Genomic DNA, 13929 nt, shown 5'->3' on the forward strand with positions numbered 1-13929 from the left:
TCAAAACGGATTCACATAATTGACGATCGCGAGCTGCCGCAGGATCACGCGGCGCACGACGTGGGTCGGCTTCAGATGGTCGGTGTAGATCGCCGCCGTTCCGGTCGAGCCGGCCGGCAGACGGTTGGCGAACGCGGCATCATCGAGCTTGACGCGCACGACGAACGGCACCGCCTCGATCGCCTTCGGCGCAACGGCGGTGCCCGAAGTCGTGGCCTGGCCGGTCGCGACCGCCTGCAGCACGCTTTCGACCTTCCCTGAGTAAATCTGCCCGGGCGCAAACTTGAAGGTCACCTCGACCTCCTGCCCGGGCGTAACGTAGCGCGCGTCGATCTGGTTGATCTCGACGCCGATGATGGTGTTCGAGGTGTCGATGAACGCCATCACCGGCGACAGCGGCAGGTTCGCGACCCGCGCGCCCTTGCGCAGCGCGAGGTTGGTGACGTAGCCGTCGGCCGGCGCGCGGACCACCGTCTTGTCGCTGTTCCACTGCGCGGCCTCGAGCTGGCCACTGAGCTGATCGACCTCGGACTGCCGCTGCTCGACGTCGAAGCCGCGCCCGGCGTCGCGTTCGTAAAGCGTCGTCATCTGCGCAAGCCGCGTCTTCGACAGCTTGAGCTGCGCCGTGATCGCCTTGACCTGCGCGTCATAGGGCGTCGGATCGATCTTGAACAGAACGTCGCCGGCCTTCAGCGGCACGTTGGCGACGACGGGCACCTCGGTCACCTCGCCCGCGACGTCCGGCACGATCGACACCGCGTTGCGCACGACCAGCGCCGAGCCCTGCGGCGCGCCCCAGCCCATCGGCACCAGCAGGCCGAACAGCAGCAGAACCAGCACGATGAAGGGAGACGCCTTCCAGAACAGGTTGAAGCGCACGATCTTGAAATGCACCAAGAGGAACAGCAGCACCAGATAGACGTTGAAGATCGCGACACCCATCACGCATCTCCCGCCCGGCGCGGCGCCGGCACATCGACATAGGCCCAGATGAACGCGATCGGCCACAGCGCAAAGCCGCAGATCAAGGTGATCCAGCCGGCGACCATCACGGCCTGCGCATAGGGGTGATTGCGCGATTTCGCGATGTGCCCGGGCAGCCAGCCGGCGATGCAGAACACGCCGATCGCGCTCGCGACCAGGATGACGAGCACGATCCAGGCGAAGATGTCGTAGCCGCTCATGGCTTCGCCTCCGTCGCGGCGCCGGCCGCGGTCAGGGGCGGAAAGACCTCCTTCCAGTCCTGCTTCATGTCGACCACGGTCCAGCCACCCGCGCTGGCGGCATCCAGCGCCTTGTCGAGCTTGCCGATCCTGGATTGCCGGTCGTAGGCATATTCACGAACCGCATCCGTGTGGTGCACGATGCCGGCGAAGCGCGCGCCCGACCCCGCCACGGTCCATTGCAGCATTTGCAGGTCGCCATCCGAGTTGCCGAACGCAAAGATCGGGCGGCGGCCGATGAACCGGTTGATGCCGACCGGCTTGCCCGGGCCGTCATCGATGAACTCGACCTTGGCTTCTTTCATCAGCACGGGCTTGCCGTCGGCGCCGATCTGGAATTTCACCACGCCGGACGAGCCGACCACCTGCTCCGGCGGGATGCCGTAGACCCGCTCCATCCACGGCCGCATGAATTCGACGCCGCCGCCGGATACGACAAAGGTCTTGAAGCCGTTGGCCCTGAGATAGGCCAGCAGCTCCAGCATCGGCTGGTAGACCAGGCTGTCATACGGCCGGTTGAAGCGCGGATGCCTGGCGGTCGCGAGCCAGTCGCGCACCGAGCTTGCGAACGCATCGGTGGTCATGCCGGCATGCGTCGCCATCACGATCTGCAGGAGGCCCTTCTCGCCGCTCGCGGCTAGCGCCTTGCTGTCCTTCTCGATAAGCGCCTTGAAGGGTTGCCGCGTCTTCCAGTCCGGATGCTCCGGCGCCATTGCCTTGACGCGGTCGAACGCGAAGGCGAGCTGGAAGTAGAACGGCTGCTCGGTCCACAGCGTGCCGTCATTGTCGAACGTCGCGATCCGCTCAGCCGGCGGCACGAAGTCTCGCCCGCCCTGTGTCGTGACGCGCGCGACGAAATCGACGATCGCCGATTTCGCCGCGCCGTCTTTCCAGGACGGTAAGGGATCGACCTGGCTCAGCGCGCGCGCCGGCGCCAGCGCGCTGAGCGGCAGGGCGATCAACGCGATCAGCAGCAATCTCTTCGAGACGGCAAAGGCACCAACATCGCGGCTCATCTCGCAGGCCTCCTCTGCCGGTTGAGCGACAGCACACGATCGTCAACCGGATTGAGTTGTCCCGGCGCCCTGTGCCTTGCGGCGCGCGCCGTCTCGTGTCGTATGCTGCGCCGGGCACCGCCGATGTGGCGCAGCAGCCGGTGCGGTGACCAGCGCACCGCGCCGGCAGACGGCGCGAACAGCTCGCGCTCGACCGCGCCGATCTCGTCATCGAGCGCGGCATCATGGGCGACGGCCTTGAACGCCTCGACCGTATGCTGCGGCGCGACCGGCTCGAACCGCTGCAGCCAGTCGAGCAGCGCGAAGTAGACCGCCTTGGCATCGCCACGGCGCGCGGCGCGCCGCAGCTCGCTGAAGGCGAACGCTTCCGAGCGGAGATAGGCCTCGCGACGCCGGCGAAGACGCGCCGCGATCGCCCGCACCATCCGCGGCATCAGCCAGCCGAGCCCGGCAAGCGCCAGGAGCACGAGCGCGATCGACAGCCAGTGGTCGGCGACGACATCGCGCAGCGCGCCCCATGACCGGCGCGGGCCGGAGGTGCCGACGGAGGACGCAGCGCCGGCTGCGGGGTTCGCCTCCACGTGCAGCGTCACCGGGTCGAGATGCGCCACATCGATGCTTTGCGCGCCGGTGTTCCACCAGCGCAGGTCGATCGGCGGCAGCACATAGTCGCCGGCCTTCTCGAGCATGTAGACGCCGCTGTCGGTGCGCGCCGAGGACAGCACATCGGTGCGCCCGTCGGTCTTGTCCTGGAGCGACGGCTGCGCAGGATAGAGCTTGAGCCCGTCGAACGTGGTGAACTTCACCGGCGGCAGCAGCATCGCGGGAATGCCTTCGGCCTTGACGGTGACGGTCCGCGTCACGGCGTCCCCGGTCTTGAGCTGATCCGACGAACGGTTGACGGTCTGCTCGATCGACAGATTGCGCGCGGCCAGGAACGGCTGCAGGGCGGAGGCCGCGTCCGGGATGAAGGCCTCAAATGCGATCGGCGGCAGCGCGAGCGTGGCCTCGCGCGTCGCCGGCGGCTCGGCGGCGTATTTGATGGTGATCGCCTGGCCGGCGATCGCGTAGCTGCCCGGCTCCTGCGGATGGATGGCGAATTCGAACCGGACGCCGGCATAGGTGAGGCCGTCCCGCTGCTCGTTTTCATTGATGCTCCGCAACTGACGGGTCACGGCATTGCGGACCTGGAAGTCGGGCAGCTCGGGTGGCGCCGTCATGTAGTTCGGCGCCAGCACGTCGATCCGCAGCGTGGCCGCCTGCCCCACCACGACGCGCGGCGGATCGATCGTCACCCGCAGGATCGGCTCCGGCGCGGTTTGCTGGGCGAGCGCCGCGCAGGGTATGAGCAGTCCGATCATCAGGGCTACGGCGGCGAGCGGGTGCCTCATGGCTTCGTCCCCGCCGGCCGCGTCGCGTCCTGGATCGCAAATTTCAGCTTGAGGAAGTCAGCCGGCGTGGTCTGGACCTGACGCATCCAGGCTTCGGCGGCGCCGGCCGTGGTGAGATCCGTCGGCTTCACCTCGATCCGCTTGCCGCCCTTCTGGGTCGGGTCGACCCGCATCTCGTCGGCCTTCTCGTCCGGCGGCGCGCTGTCGTCCTGCTCCTGCTTCTTCCGCTTCTCCTCTTTCGCCTTCAGCGCCGCCACCACGATGGCACGGTTGGTCTTCGCGGCGACATGGCCGGGCGCGACCTTCAGAACCTCGTCATAGGCGGCGATCGCCTTCTCATAGGCGTGGTTCTGCGCCTGGGCGTTAGCCAGCGCAAAGCGTCCCTCGAGCGTCTCGACATGCGCGAATTCCTGCGCAGCCGTCAGGAAGTCGAACGCCCGATAGGCGGCGATGCCGCGCCACATCGGATCGGAGAAGCGCTTGGCCGCGGTCGTATAGTCGCCGCGATCGAAGGCGATGCGTCCTTGCTGATCCGGCGTCAGCCACAGGTCGGCAAAACGGCGCGGCTCCTCCGCTCTCGCGGATGACACGTGCGACAAACAGACGAAGGCGACAACCCAGGCCACCGTGGTGCCGCGCCGGAACCAGAGCAGGCTGAGCAGTGCAATCGGCAGCAGCAGCCAAAAGCCCTCATCGCGCCATTGCGTACCGAACGCGTCACCCTGCGCGGCCTGATAGCGGGTTTCGATCCGGCGCTCGAGCGCCGCGATGTCGGCGTCGTCGATGCTGACCTGGACGACGTCCGAACCGAGCCCGAACCTTTCGCCCTTGTTCGGCGTGACGCTCAGCTTGACCAGGCCGTTCCGTCCGGCAGCCTGACGAACCGCTCCCTCCTCGTCACCGCCGTCGTCGGCGACAAGCAGGATCGTGCCGGGCACTGTTTCGGTCGCGAGCGCCTCCGCGGCGAGCGCCACCGCCGCGACCGCGTTCTTCCCGGGCGACGGCATCAGGCCCGGGGCAAGCGCGGCGAGGAAGGGTTCGATGACGGCGCGATCGTCGGTCAGCGGCATCACCAGATGCGCGGTGCCCGCATAGGCGATCAGCCCCGTGCGCGCGCCGGCGCGCGCCGCAAGCAGATCCCTGATCTTCTGCTTGGCGCGTTCGAGCCGCGTCGGCGCGACGTCGCTCTGCCCCATCGTTGCGTCGAGCGACAGCGCGATCATCAGCGGCGCCTTGTCCTCGACGAAGGGCGGCAGCTCACGCCGCCAGGTCGGGCCCGACAACGCGACGATGCCAAGCGACAGCGCGGCGGCGACCAGATAAAGCGGGCTGACGCCACGCCCCGTCCCCGGCTGCACGATGAGATGGTTGAGCAGATGCGGCGCGATCACCCCGCCCCATTGCGCCTGCGGGCTCTGCCGCCACCGCACCCATGCGAAGACGGCAGCGACGGGAATCAGCGCGAGCAGCCACAGCGGCCGCAGCAGATGGAAGGGAATCGCGGCCGCGTCATGCATGGCCGGGCGCTCCCCTTCGTCCCAGCCCGCTTTCCAGCGAAAGGCCGAGCCACAGCAGCAGCGACAGCACCACGGCGGCGCCGAGCGGCCACTGGAACAGCGGCTGCTTCGGCCGCCATGACAGCGTATCGAGCTTGGCCGGCGCGAGACGGTCGATGTCCGCGTAGATCGCCTGCAACTGCGCACCGTCCTCGGCACGGTAGAAATGGCCGCCGGTCGTGGCGGCGACCGACCGCAGGACGCCGAGATCGACGCGGTTCTCGCCGGTCGCGGCCGGATCGCCGACGCCGATCGTGTCGATCACGACGCCGTTCTGGTGCGCGATGTCGGCGGCATGCTCCGGAGGGACGCGGCTCGCCGTATCGTTGCCATCGGTGAGCAGGACGAGAAGCTTTTGTCGCGCCTTGCTTGTCTCGAAGGTCTTGATCGCAAGCCCGATGGTGTCGCCGATCGCAGTCTGCTGTCCGGCCATGCCGACCTCGGTCTGCGCCAACAGCGCGGTCGCGGTCTGCAGATCCTGCGTGAACGGTACTTGCACATAGGGCCTGGTGCCGAACAGCACCAGCGCGACGCGGTCGCCGTGCCGATGCGCGATGAAATCCGCGACCACGCGCTTGACGCCGTCGAGCCGCGTCAGCGTCGCGCCATCGCTGCCGCGGAAGTCGCGCTGGTCCATCGAGCCGGAGATATCGATCGCGAGCATCAGATCGCGCGCCGAAACCTCGCGCGTGACGGGATCACCGACCCATTGCGGCCGCGCCAGCGCCGCGACGACGAGCGCCCAGATCAATGCGGCCGTCACCATCTGGATGCGCCGCCGCTGCAGCACGACGGCGCCGCGCTGCGGGGTCTGTCCGGTTGCCGCCGCAAGGCGGTCGAAGAACGGCACCATCACGGACGCCTGCCGCGCGCGATACGGCGGCAGCAGCCACCACACCAGGATCGGCAGCGGCAGGAGCGCGAGCATCCAGGGCCATGCGAACTTAAACATGGTGCCCCCTGATCCAGCGCCGCACCAGATCCTGCAGCGCCATTAGATCGCCGGCATCCGCCGTCGTCCGCCTGTACGGCGCGGTCGCGAGCTGCCGTCCCGCGCCTTGCGAGAATTCGTTCCCGCCATAGCTACGGTCGAGGAACACAAGCCAGCCCGCGCCGGCAAGTGGCGCGACGGTTTCGCGCGGAAAGGCATCGAGCGCGGTCTGCCGCACCAGCAGCGCGAGGCTCGCGGCCATTCCCTCCGGGACGCCGCCTTGTGTCTGCAGCAGCCGGTCAAGCTCCGCGAGCGCCGCGCGCCGATAGCGGTTGGCGCGGAAATGTCGCAGCAGGCGCCACGCCGCGACGGCGACCCCTGCGGCAACCAGCACGATCACGATCCGCGACGCCCATGTCGCCGGAAGCAGGCTCACCGACGGGGGCAGCGGGATATCGATCAGGCCCGCGACGGGATCCACAATGACGGGTTGGGGATCAGCCAAGAGCCGCCTCCGCTCGGGCGTGACCGCCACCGCGTCCGTGCCGGGCCGGCAGCCCGCCCAGGAGACGCCGGAGTTGCGGCGCCGTTTCCTCCGCTGTGCTCAGCGGCAGCACCGGAATGCCAAGCTCGCGCGTCCATGCGAATACGCCGCGCAGCCGCTCCTGCGACGCCTGCGCGATACTTTTGCGGACGCTCTCGCGGCCGACTTCGAGCTGAATCTGCAGCTCGCCATCGGTGACGGTCATCCGGCTCGAGGCCGGCAAATCGCTTTGCAAGGGATCGTGGACCAGCACCGCGACCACGTTGTTATGCCGGGCGATCGCCCCGATCATCCGGCGCGTCGCGCTATCGGCGCCATCGAAATCGCTGATCAGGATCACGGTTGCGTCATGCATCGTCCGCCGCTCGGCATGTTCGAGCGCCCGGTTGAGCATGCCTGACGCCGGAACGATGCCTCGGCCGACGCCGAGCGCCTGGTTCTGCGCGACGATGGTGGACAATATCTGCAACACCGTCGCGCGACTGCGCCGCGCCGCCAGCTCGACGACATCGCTGTCATTGAACACGATCGCGCCGATCCGGTCGCCGACGCCGAGCACACGCCAGGCGCCGATCGCGGCGGTCTCGGCCGCGGTGACCGACTTCATGGCGCGCCGGCTGCCGAAGAACATCGACAGCCGCTGATCGACCACGAGCAGAGCCTGACGGTCGCGCTCCTCGTTGAAGACGCGCACATGCGGCTTCTGCAGCCGCGCCGTGACCTTCCAGTCGATCTCGCGGACATCGTCACCCGGGCGATAGTCCCTGATCTCCTCGAAGTTCAGCCCGCGGCCGCGCATGCGCGAGGCGAACCGGCCCGACAGCAGACTATGCACCGGCTGGCGCGGCAGGAACGAAACCCTGCGATCCCGGAATTCGAGCGCGATCAGATCGTCGAGACCGACGTAGACACCGGGCGTTCTGGCTGATGTCTCCGGCATCACGGCCTCACGCTGCAGCGACAAGCTCGGTGATTTTGTCGATCACCTGGTCGGGGCTGATGCCCTGCGATACGGCCTCGTAGCTCAGGATCAGCCGGTGCCGCAGGCAGTCGTGGATGACGGCGCGGATGTGGTCGGGCGTGACGAAATCCTGCCCGTCGAGCCATGCCCGCGCCCGCGCGCAGCGGTCAATGGCAAGGCTGCCGCGCGGGCTGGCGCCGATCTGGATCCATTTACTCAGGGGTTCGCCGTAGCGGCCGGGAAACCGCGTCGCATAGATCAGGTCGACGATATATTTCTGTGCGAGGTCGGAGACGAAAATGCCATCGAGCTCGCCGCGCGCATCGAGGATCGCCTGCTGCGGCACCGGCGGCGGCTCGGCAGCTCCGGCTTCCGGTTTCCGCGCATTCTCGGCGCGATTGAGCTTGATGATCTCGCCTTCGGTCGCCTCGTCGGGATAGGTGATCACGACATGCATCAGGAAGCGGTCGAGCTGCGCCTCGGGAAGCGGATAGGTGCCCTCCTGCTCGATCGGATTCTCGGTGGCGAGCACCATGAACAGGTCAGGCATCTTGTAGGTCTTGCCGGCAACGGTGACCTGACGTTCTTCCATCGCTTCCAGCAGCGCCGACTGCACCTTGGCCGGCGCGCGGTTGATCTCGTCCGCGAGCACGAGGTTGGCGAAGATCGGCCCCTTCTGGAACTGGAACTGGCCGCCCTTCTCGGTCTGCAGGTAGATCTCCGCGCCGGTCACGTCCGACGGCAGCAGATCCGGCGTGAACTGCACGCGCGACAGGTCCGCGGCAAGATTCTTCGCCAGCGTCTTCACCGCCCGCGTCTTGGCAAGCCCCGGCAGGCTTTCGATCAGGAGATTGCCGTTGGCCAGCAAGCCGATCAGCATGCTCTCGACCAGATGATCCTGCCCGAGCACCGACTTGCCGATGCGCGCCTTGAGATCGAGCACGGCCTCGCGCGCCGCGGAGTCCTTGGCAGTTCGCCGCGCCGGGGCGGCCGCTAACTGTGTTGCGGCGTGGTCTGACATTGCACTACGGCTCCTTGGACCCCGTAAACCACGTGTAATAGGGGTTTCGCCTCGCCGCTTGGCTGAGGCTCGCCATCTCGCGCGCGTAGGCCTGCCGGTTGCCCGCATAGGCGCTGAGGCCGGCACGATAGAACGCATCAAGATCTCGCCTTTCGCTCAGCAGCGAAGCGGTGAATTGCTCGTCCGCTCCCTTGAGCGGCGGCTCGCTACGGTACTGCCAGATGTGCGAAATCGTCCGGCTGAACTCGTCCGGACGAACCCATGTCGCGTATTCGATCCGCGGCCTGTCGTCCGTCACCGCCGGCGCGTCCGCCGCGTAGCGCACGAGCCCGTCGCGGTCGGTGATCCAGGTTGCGATCAGCGCCGCGACCGAGTTGACGCCGACCGCGGAAAGCGCCGCAGACGTCTCGGGCTGATTGAATCTCGCGCTGATGCGCTCCGCATCCAACTGAATCGGACGACGCGACCCGACAAGCAACATTTCATGCAGTTCCGATGTCCACAGCGACGCGTACGGAAACACATCGATGAAGCTGCGAACCAGTGCGCGCGTGTCCTCGTCGTTCTGTGTTGGCAGCGGCAACCACTGCGCGACAATCCCGTCGTCGTTCAGCCGCGACGATGCCAGGCGATAAAAATCGCGAGAATAGAGATTGACGACGCCCACCGCCGATGGCGGCGGCGGCTCCAGCGTGATCAGGTCGTAGGTCTGGCTCTCGCGCTGCAGGAGGCGACGGCCGTCGCCCAAGCGCTTCTCCAATCCCGGGTCGGACGCGGCGTTGAAGGTGCCGTCGAATATCGGAGCCGCACGAAGGACCGCCGGGAGCAGCTCACCCACCACCCTCCTGTCGAGAGCAGGGAATTGCGAGAGAGCGCCGGCCGTGATGCCCGTACCGTAGCCGATCACCAGGGCTGATTTCGGCTCGCCATTGTGAATGATGAGAGGCAGGAGCGCTTGCAGCCGCATGTAGCGCAGCGACGGCATGGCGTCGCCGGAATTGGATACGCCCTGGATATAGAGCCGGCGGAAGCGGCCGGTGTTGACCACCGCAACGGTCCCACCCGGGCTCTCTTCATAGAACATGATTTTTCCCGACCGCGCTGCCGGCAACAATTGGGCAAATCGGTCGGACGGCGTGGCGACCGCAGCGACGATGCAGGCTGCGCCGACCGCGAATGCCAGTCCAACACCGGTGCGGCTCGAGCGACCGCCCCAGCAGGCCAAGACACCCAGCAGGCCGGCACCGATTGCGAGCAATGCAAGTGTGTGGACAAGCCCGAGCCAGGGGAGAAGCACGAAGCCGGTGAGAAGCGCGCCGCCCACACCGCCCAGCGTATTGACCGCCACGACCGCGCCAACGTCCTGCCCGATATGCGCATCCCGCACCACCAGACGCAGCGCCACTGGAAAGGCCGCCCCGAGCAGCAAGGTCGGCACGAATACGATGCAGAACGCGGCCACCGCGAAGCGGGCGCACATGCCGGCGAACTGGCTTTCGGTAAGGCGGAGCACGAACGCCTCGGTCGCCGTCTGCGCGACCACGAGCCAATGGCCAAGTGCCGCGATCTCGATCAAGGCCAGCAAACCGGCAGCGGCGATCAGAAGGCCAAAGACACTCCAGGGATCGCGGATCCGGTCGATTGCCCGCGCAACGATCGCGGCACCCGCCGCGAGTCCCGCGAGGTACGTCGCAAGCACCACGGAAAACGCGAAACTGCGCGTACTCATGAACTGAACGATGGACTGGGACCAGATGACCTCATAGCCGAGGGCAATTGCGCCGGCGGCGGCGTAGAGGGCGACGGCCAATCCGACCCGACGCGGTTGATGCGCCGCCGCGCGGCCGGCAGGCTTGATCCTCGCCGACGCCAGGGGAATCCGGCCGAGCACCGTTGCCCCCGCCGCCGCGAGGACATTGAGGGTCGCCGCCGCGATCGAGGTCCCTTGCACCCCGAACAGCGGAATGAGGACAAACATCGGCAGCAGAGCGCCAAGAATCGCGCCGGCCGTGTTGGCGGCGTATAGCCGGCCGCCGACGCGGCCGGCATCGCCGGAATTCTGCAGCACCGCACGCACAAGGACCGGTAGCGTCCCACCCATCAGAAGCGGGGCGATGCCGACCAGAACGAACACCATGACCCATGCGAGCAAGCCGCTCGCGCTCTCGATCGCCACGAAGACCGGCGCAATATTCGCCAGGATCAATGTGGTGGCGACGCCGGTTATGCCGATGCCGATCTCGATCGCGATGTAGAGTCTCGCTGGCTGGCTGGCGCGGTCGGCCCTTCCACCAAAGATCAGGCCACCCAACGCCAGGCCGGTAAAGAAGGCACTCACGGCGGTCGTGATGGCGTAGACATCAGCGCCGACGACGAGCGAAAGCTGCTTGATCCAGATCACCTGATAGACCAAGCCGGCGGCACCCGAGACGAACGCCAGCGCCGCTGCGACAAGCCTCCGGCTCGCGCCGGCGTCCAGATTCTTTCGGTGTGCTCGGGTCGCGGTCGATGCAGACCCTATGCTCGATCGAGCATCCATCCGCTAGTCCCCTTGGATACAGTGCGAGACAGGCCGATACCACTGGCCTGTCTCGCAGGGCCTCGCGACTATTCGAGACCACGCTTCTTGAACGATTCATCGACCTTCTTGTCGACCGCACGACGAATCTGGTCGATGCTGAAGCTCGCAATCCGCTGGCTTGGCGGATATTCAACAAGGGTCTGCAGGAACGCTGCCGCCTTGATTTGTGCCTGAGCGATCATGTACGCGTTCTCTACCCGCCATTGATCGTACATGCTGCCCGATATCTCCGCGTGTTCGTACGGATCCATGCGCAGATTGAATATCTTTGGCACGCGCAAAGGCGTGAACGGGTGGGCCCAGACGTCGAACTGGCCGGGCTGATCCTGCCGTTCAAAGGTATGTTTCCAATCGCCGTTTCGCATCGCAACGAGATCACCGTCGTCGTTGAAGTAGTAGAACTCGTTGCGTGCGCTCTTGTCGGCCTTGCCCGTGATGTAGTCGAGCTGGTTGAACCCGTCGAGGTGATTGCGGAAGGTGGTCGAGCCGCCTTGCGGCTGCCAGCCGGTGAGCAGGCGATCCTTCACCCCGGGATCGCCGGCGGCGGCAAGGAGCGTCGGGAACCAGTCGAGACCTGACACGATTCCGTTGGCAACCTCGCCTGCCTTGACGTGGCCGGGCCAACGGATCATCGCCGGCACACGGAACGCGCCTTCCCAATTGGTGTCCTTCTCCGACCGGAAGGGCGTCGTCGCTGCATCCGGCCAGGTGAACGCGTTCGGGCCGTTGTCCGTGCTGAAGACGACGATCGTGTTGTCTGCGATCTTCAGGTCATCGAGCGTCTTGAGCAGCTTTCCGACGTTCATGTCCATCTCGACCATGCCGTCAGCGTATTCATTGCCCGGCATGCCGCTTTGCCCGCGCATCGAGGCACGAACGTGGGTAAAGATGTGCATGCGAGTGAAGTTCATCCAGGTAAAGAACGGCCTGTTGGCCTTTGCCTGTCGCGTGACGAAATCGATCGCAGCACCTGTAGTCTCGTCATCGACTGTCTCCATCCGCTTCCTGGTAAGCGGGCCGGTATCCTCGATCTTGCCGTCGGCGGAAGCTTTGAGGACGCCACGCGGCGAATAGGCTTTGACGAAAGCTGCGTCGTCCTTCGGCCAGTATGGCCGCTCGGGCTCTTCTTCGGCGTTAAGATGATAAAGATTGCCGAAAAACTCATCGAAGCCGTGATTGGTCGGCAGGTATTCATCACGATCGCCGAGATGGTTCTTGCCGAACTGACCTGTGGCGTAGCCGAGAGGCTTCAGGGCCTGCGCGATAGTTATGTCGCCCTTCTGCAAGCCGACCGGTGCTCCCGGAATACCGACTTTGCAGAGGCCGGTCCGCAGGCAGACCTGTCCGGTGATGAAGGTGGAGCGGCCGGCGGTGCAGCTATTCTCGGCATAATAGTCGGTGAAGATCATGCCTTCATTGGCAATGCGGTCAATGTTCGGTGTTTTGTAACCGACCAGCCCGCGGGTATAGGCGCTGATGTTGGACTGGCCGACATCGTCGCCGAAGATCACGAGAATATTCGGCTTGGCCGCGTTCGGCTGCTGCGCTGACGCGGGAGACCCGGCAAATGGCGCCAGGCTTGTCGCGACCAACGCCGCCGCGAACAAGCCACGAAGCAGCCCTCCGCGACTACCGGACTGCCTGGCAACGATATTGCTCTCATCGCTCATTCTGACGCTCCTTGCTTGTCGAACGGTTTTTGTGACGATTGAGAATCGGGTCGGCGCACCACGCAGCGAAAGCCGACATGGCTGGTCGACGTATCGACCGGTTCGGCATGCCGTGCGGCGGGGCGATAGCGGCGGCAATAGTTCGGGGCACAGAGATGCGAGCCGCCCTTCAGCACCTTCCGCGGGATCTTGATCGCGGGCTGGGCGGGGTCGTAGCTCGCCTCCTCGCGGCCGCCGCGCGGATTCTGCGGGATGCAGCAGGGCTTCGCGGCGTCGGCCTCATGACGGGCGGACCACCAGTCGGCGGTCCACTCCCAGACATTGCCGATCATGTCGTGGACGCCGTAGCCATTGGGCGGAAACGCGGTCACCGGCGAGGTCCGGTCGAAGCCGTCCTCGCAGAGGTTCTGAATCGGGAAATTGCCCTGCCAGGTATTGGCCATGTGCTTGCCGCCGGGCGTCAAGGCGTTGCCCCAGGCGAACTCCTCGGCCTCGAGCCCGCCGCGCGCCGCGAACTCCCACTCGGCTTCGGTCGGAAGCTCCTTGCCGGCCCATTTGGCGTAGGCGAGCGCATCGGCATAGGCGACGTGGACCACCGGATGGCTGCCGAGCACGTTGATGTTGCTGCGCGGGCCGTAGGGGCGGCGCCAGTTCGCGCCCTTCATCAAGGTCCACCATTGGCTCCAGTCGCGCAGGGTGGTGACGCGGCGCGGCGGCTGAAACACCAGCGAGCCGGCGTAGAGCATATGCGGCAGCGCACCCGGATATTGCGCAGGATCCGGCGGTCGCTCGGCGACCGTGATGTGCCCGGTCTCCCGCACGAATTCGCGGAATTGAGCGTTGGTCACCGGGGTGCGGTCGATCCAGAAGCCGTCGACCGAGGCGCGATGCGCCGGCGCCTCCTCGGGATAGTGATGGTCGGAGCCCATGCGGAACGTGCCGCCGGGAATCCAGACCATGTCGTCGGTCTGGACGCGGTCGTCACGCTCTTGTTCAGCGGAGGCGATCTCTACCCGGGACATGGCGATGCACCTC

At 66.2% G+C, this 13929-nt stretch carries 12 protein-coding genes; all 12 read right to left on the reverse strand.

The genetic code is table 11. From position 1 onward, the window contains the following. Positions 1 to 942 (reverse strand): HlyD family secretion protein, encoded by a 942-nt coding sequence (locus ACVMIH_RS18195; protein ID WP_456862794.1) that lies wholly within the window; start codon positions 940 to 942, stop codon positions 1 to 3. Further along, positions 942 to 1184: a DUF3302 domain-containing protein gene (locus tag ACVMIH_RS18200; protein WP_057021056.1), complete on the reverse strand. Its 243-nt coding sequence runs from the start codon at positions 1182 to 1184 to the stop codon at positions 942 to 944. Before ACVMIH_RS18200 ends, ACVMIH_RS18195 begins: the two co-directional genes overlap by 1 nt. Continuing rightward, on the reverse strand, positions 1181 to 2239 hold the full coding sequence (locus ACVMIH_RS18205; protein ID WP_076823754.1) for an HAD family hydrolase: 1059 nt from the start codon (positions 2237 to 2239) through the stop codon (positions 1181 to 1183). The genes ACVMIH_RS18200 and ACVMIH_RS18205 overlap by 4 nt, the downstream gene beginning before the upstream one ends. Next, positions 2236 to 3630 carry a BatD family protein gene (locus tag ACVMIH_RS18210; protein ID WP_456862797.1) on the reverse strand — a complete coding sequence of 465 codons (1395 nt, stop codon included), beginning with the start codon at positions 3628 to 3630 and terminating at the stop codon, positions 2236 to 2238. Before ACVMIH_RS18210 ends, ACVMIH_RS18205 begins: the two co-directional genes overlap by 4 nt. Further along, positions 3627 to 5147, reverse strand: a complete 1521-nt coding sequence (locus ACVMIH_RS18215) for a VWA domain-containing protein (RefSeq protein ID WP_168856260.1) — start codon at positions 5145 to 5147, stop codon at positions 3627 to 3629. Before ACVMIH_RS18215 ends, ACVMIH_RS18210 begins: the two co-directional genes overlap by 4 nt. Beyond that, positions 5140 to 6138 carry a vWA domain-containing protein gene (locus tag ACVMIH_RS18220; RefSeq protein ID WP_456862800.1) on the reverse strand — a complete coding sequence of 333 codons (999 nt, stop codon included), beginning with the start codon at positions 6136 to 6138 and terminating at the stop codon, positions 5140 to 5142. Before ACVMIH_RS18220 ends, ACVMIH_RS18215 begins: the two co-directional genes overlap by 8 nt. Next, positions 6131 to 6622: a DUF4381 domain-containing protein gene (locus tag ACVMIH_RS18225; protein WP_456862803.1), complete on the reverse strand. Its 492-nt coding sequence runs from the start codon at positions 6620 to 6622 to the stop codon at positions 6131 to 6133. Before ACVMIH_RS18225 ends, ACVMIH_RS18220 begins: the two co-directional genes overlap by 8 nt. Further along, complete coding sequence (locus ACVMIH_RS18230; RefSeq protein ID WP_456862806.1) at positions 6615 to 7601, reverse strand: DUF58 domain-containing protein; 987 nt, start codon at positions 7599 to 7601, stop codon at positions 6615 to 6617. The genes ACVMIH_RS18225 and ACVMIH_RS18230 overlap by 8 nt, the downstream gene beginning before the upstream one ends. Before the next feature lie 7 nt (positions 7602 to 7608). After that, on the reverse strand, positions 7609 to 8643 hold the full coding sequence (locus ACVMIH_RS18235) for an AAA family ATPase (protein ID WP_245311888.1): 1035 nt from the start codon (positions 8641 to 8643) through the stop codon (positions 7609 to 7611). Positions 8644 to 8647: 4 nt separating this feature from the next. Beyond that, the gene (locus tag ACVMIH_RS18240; protein ID WP_456862809.1) at positions 8648 to 11056 is read right to left on the reverse strand and encodes a fused MFS/spermidine synthase; all 2409 of its coding nucleotides are present in this window, start codon (positions 11054 to 11056) and stop codon (positions 8648 to 8650) included. Between the two features lie 194 nt (positions 11057 to 11250). After that, positions 11251 to 12894 carry an arylsulfatase gene (locus ACVMIH_RS18245; protein WP_141339640.1) on the reverse strand — a complete coding sequence of 548 codons (1644 nt, stop codon included), beginning with the start codon at positions 12892 to 12894 and terminating at the stop codon, positions 11251 to 11253. Continuing rightward, positions 12891 to 13916 (reverse strand): formylglycine-generating enzyme family protein, encoded by a 1026-nt coding sequence (locus ACVMIH_RS18250; RefSeq protein WP_456862812.1) that lies wholly within the window; start codon positions 13914 to 13916, stop codon positions 12891 to 12893. The genes ACVMIH_RS18245 and ACVMIH_RS18250 overlap by 4 nt, the downstream gene beginning before the upstream one ends. Between the last annotated feature and the right edge of the window lie 13 nt (positions 13917 to 13929).

Source organism: Bradyrhizobium sp. USDA 4503, from assembly GCF_054055815.1.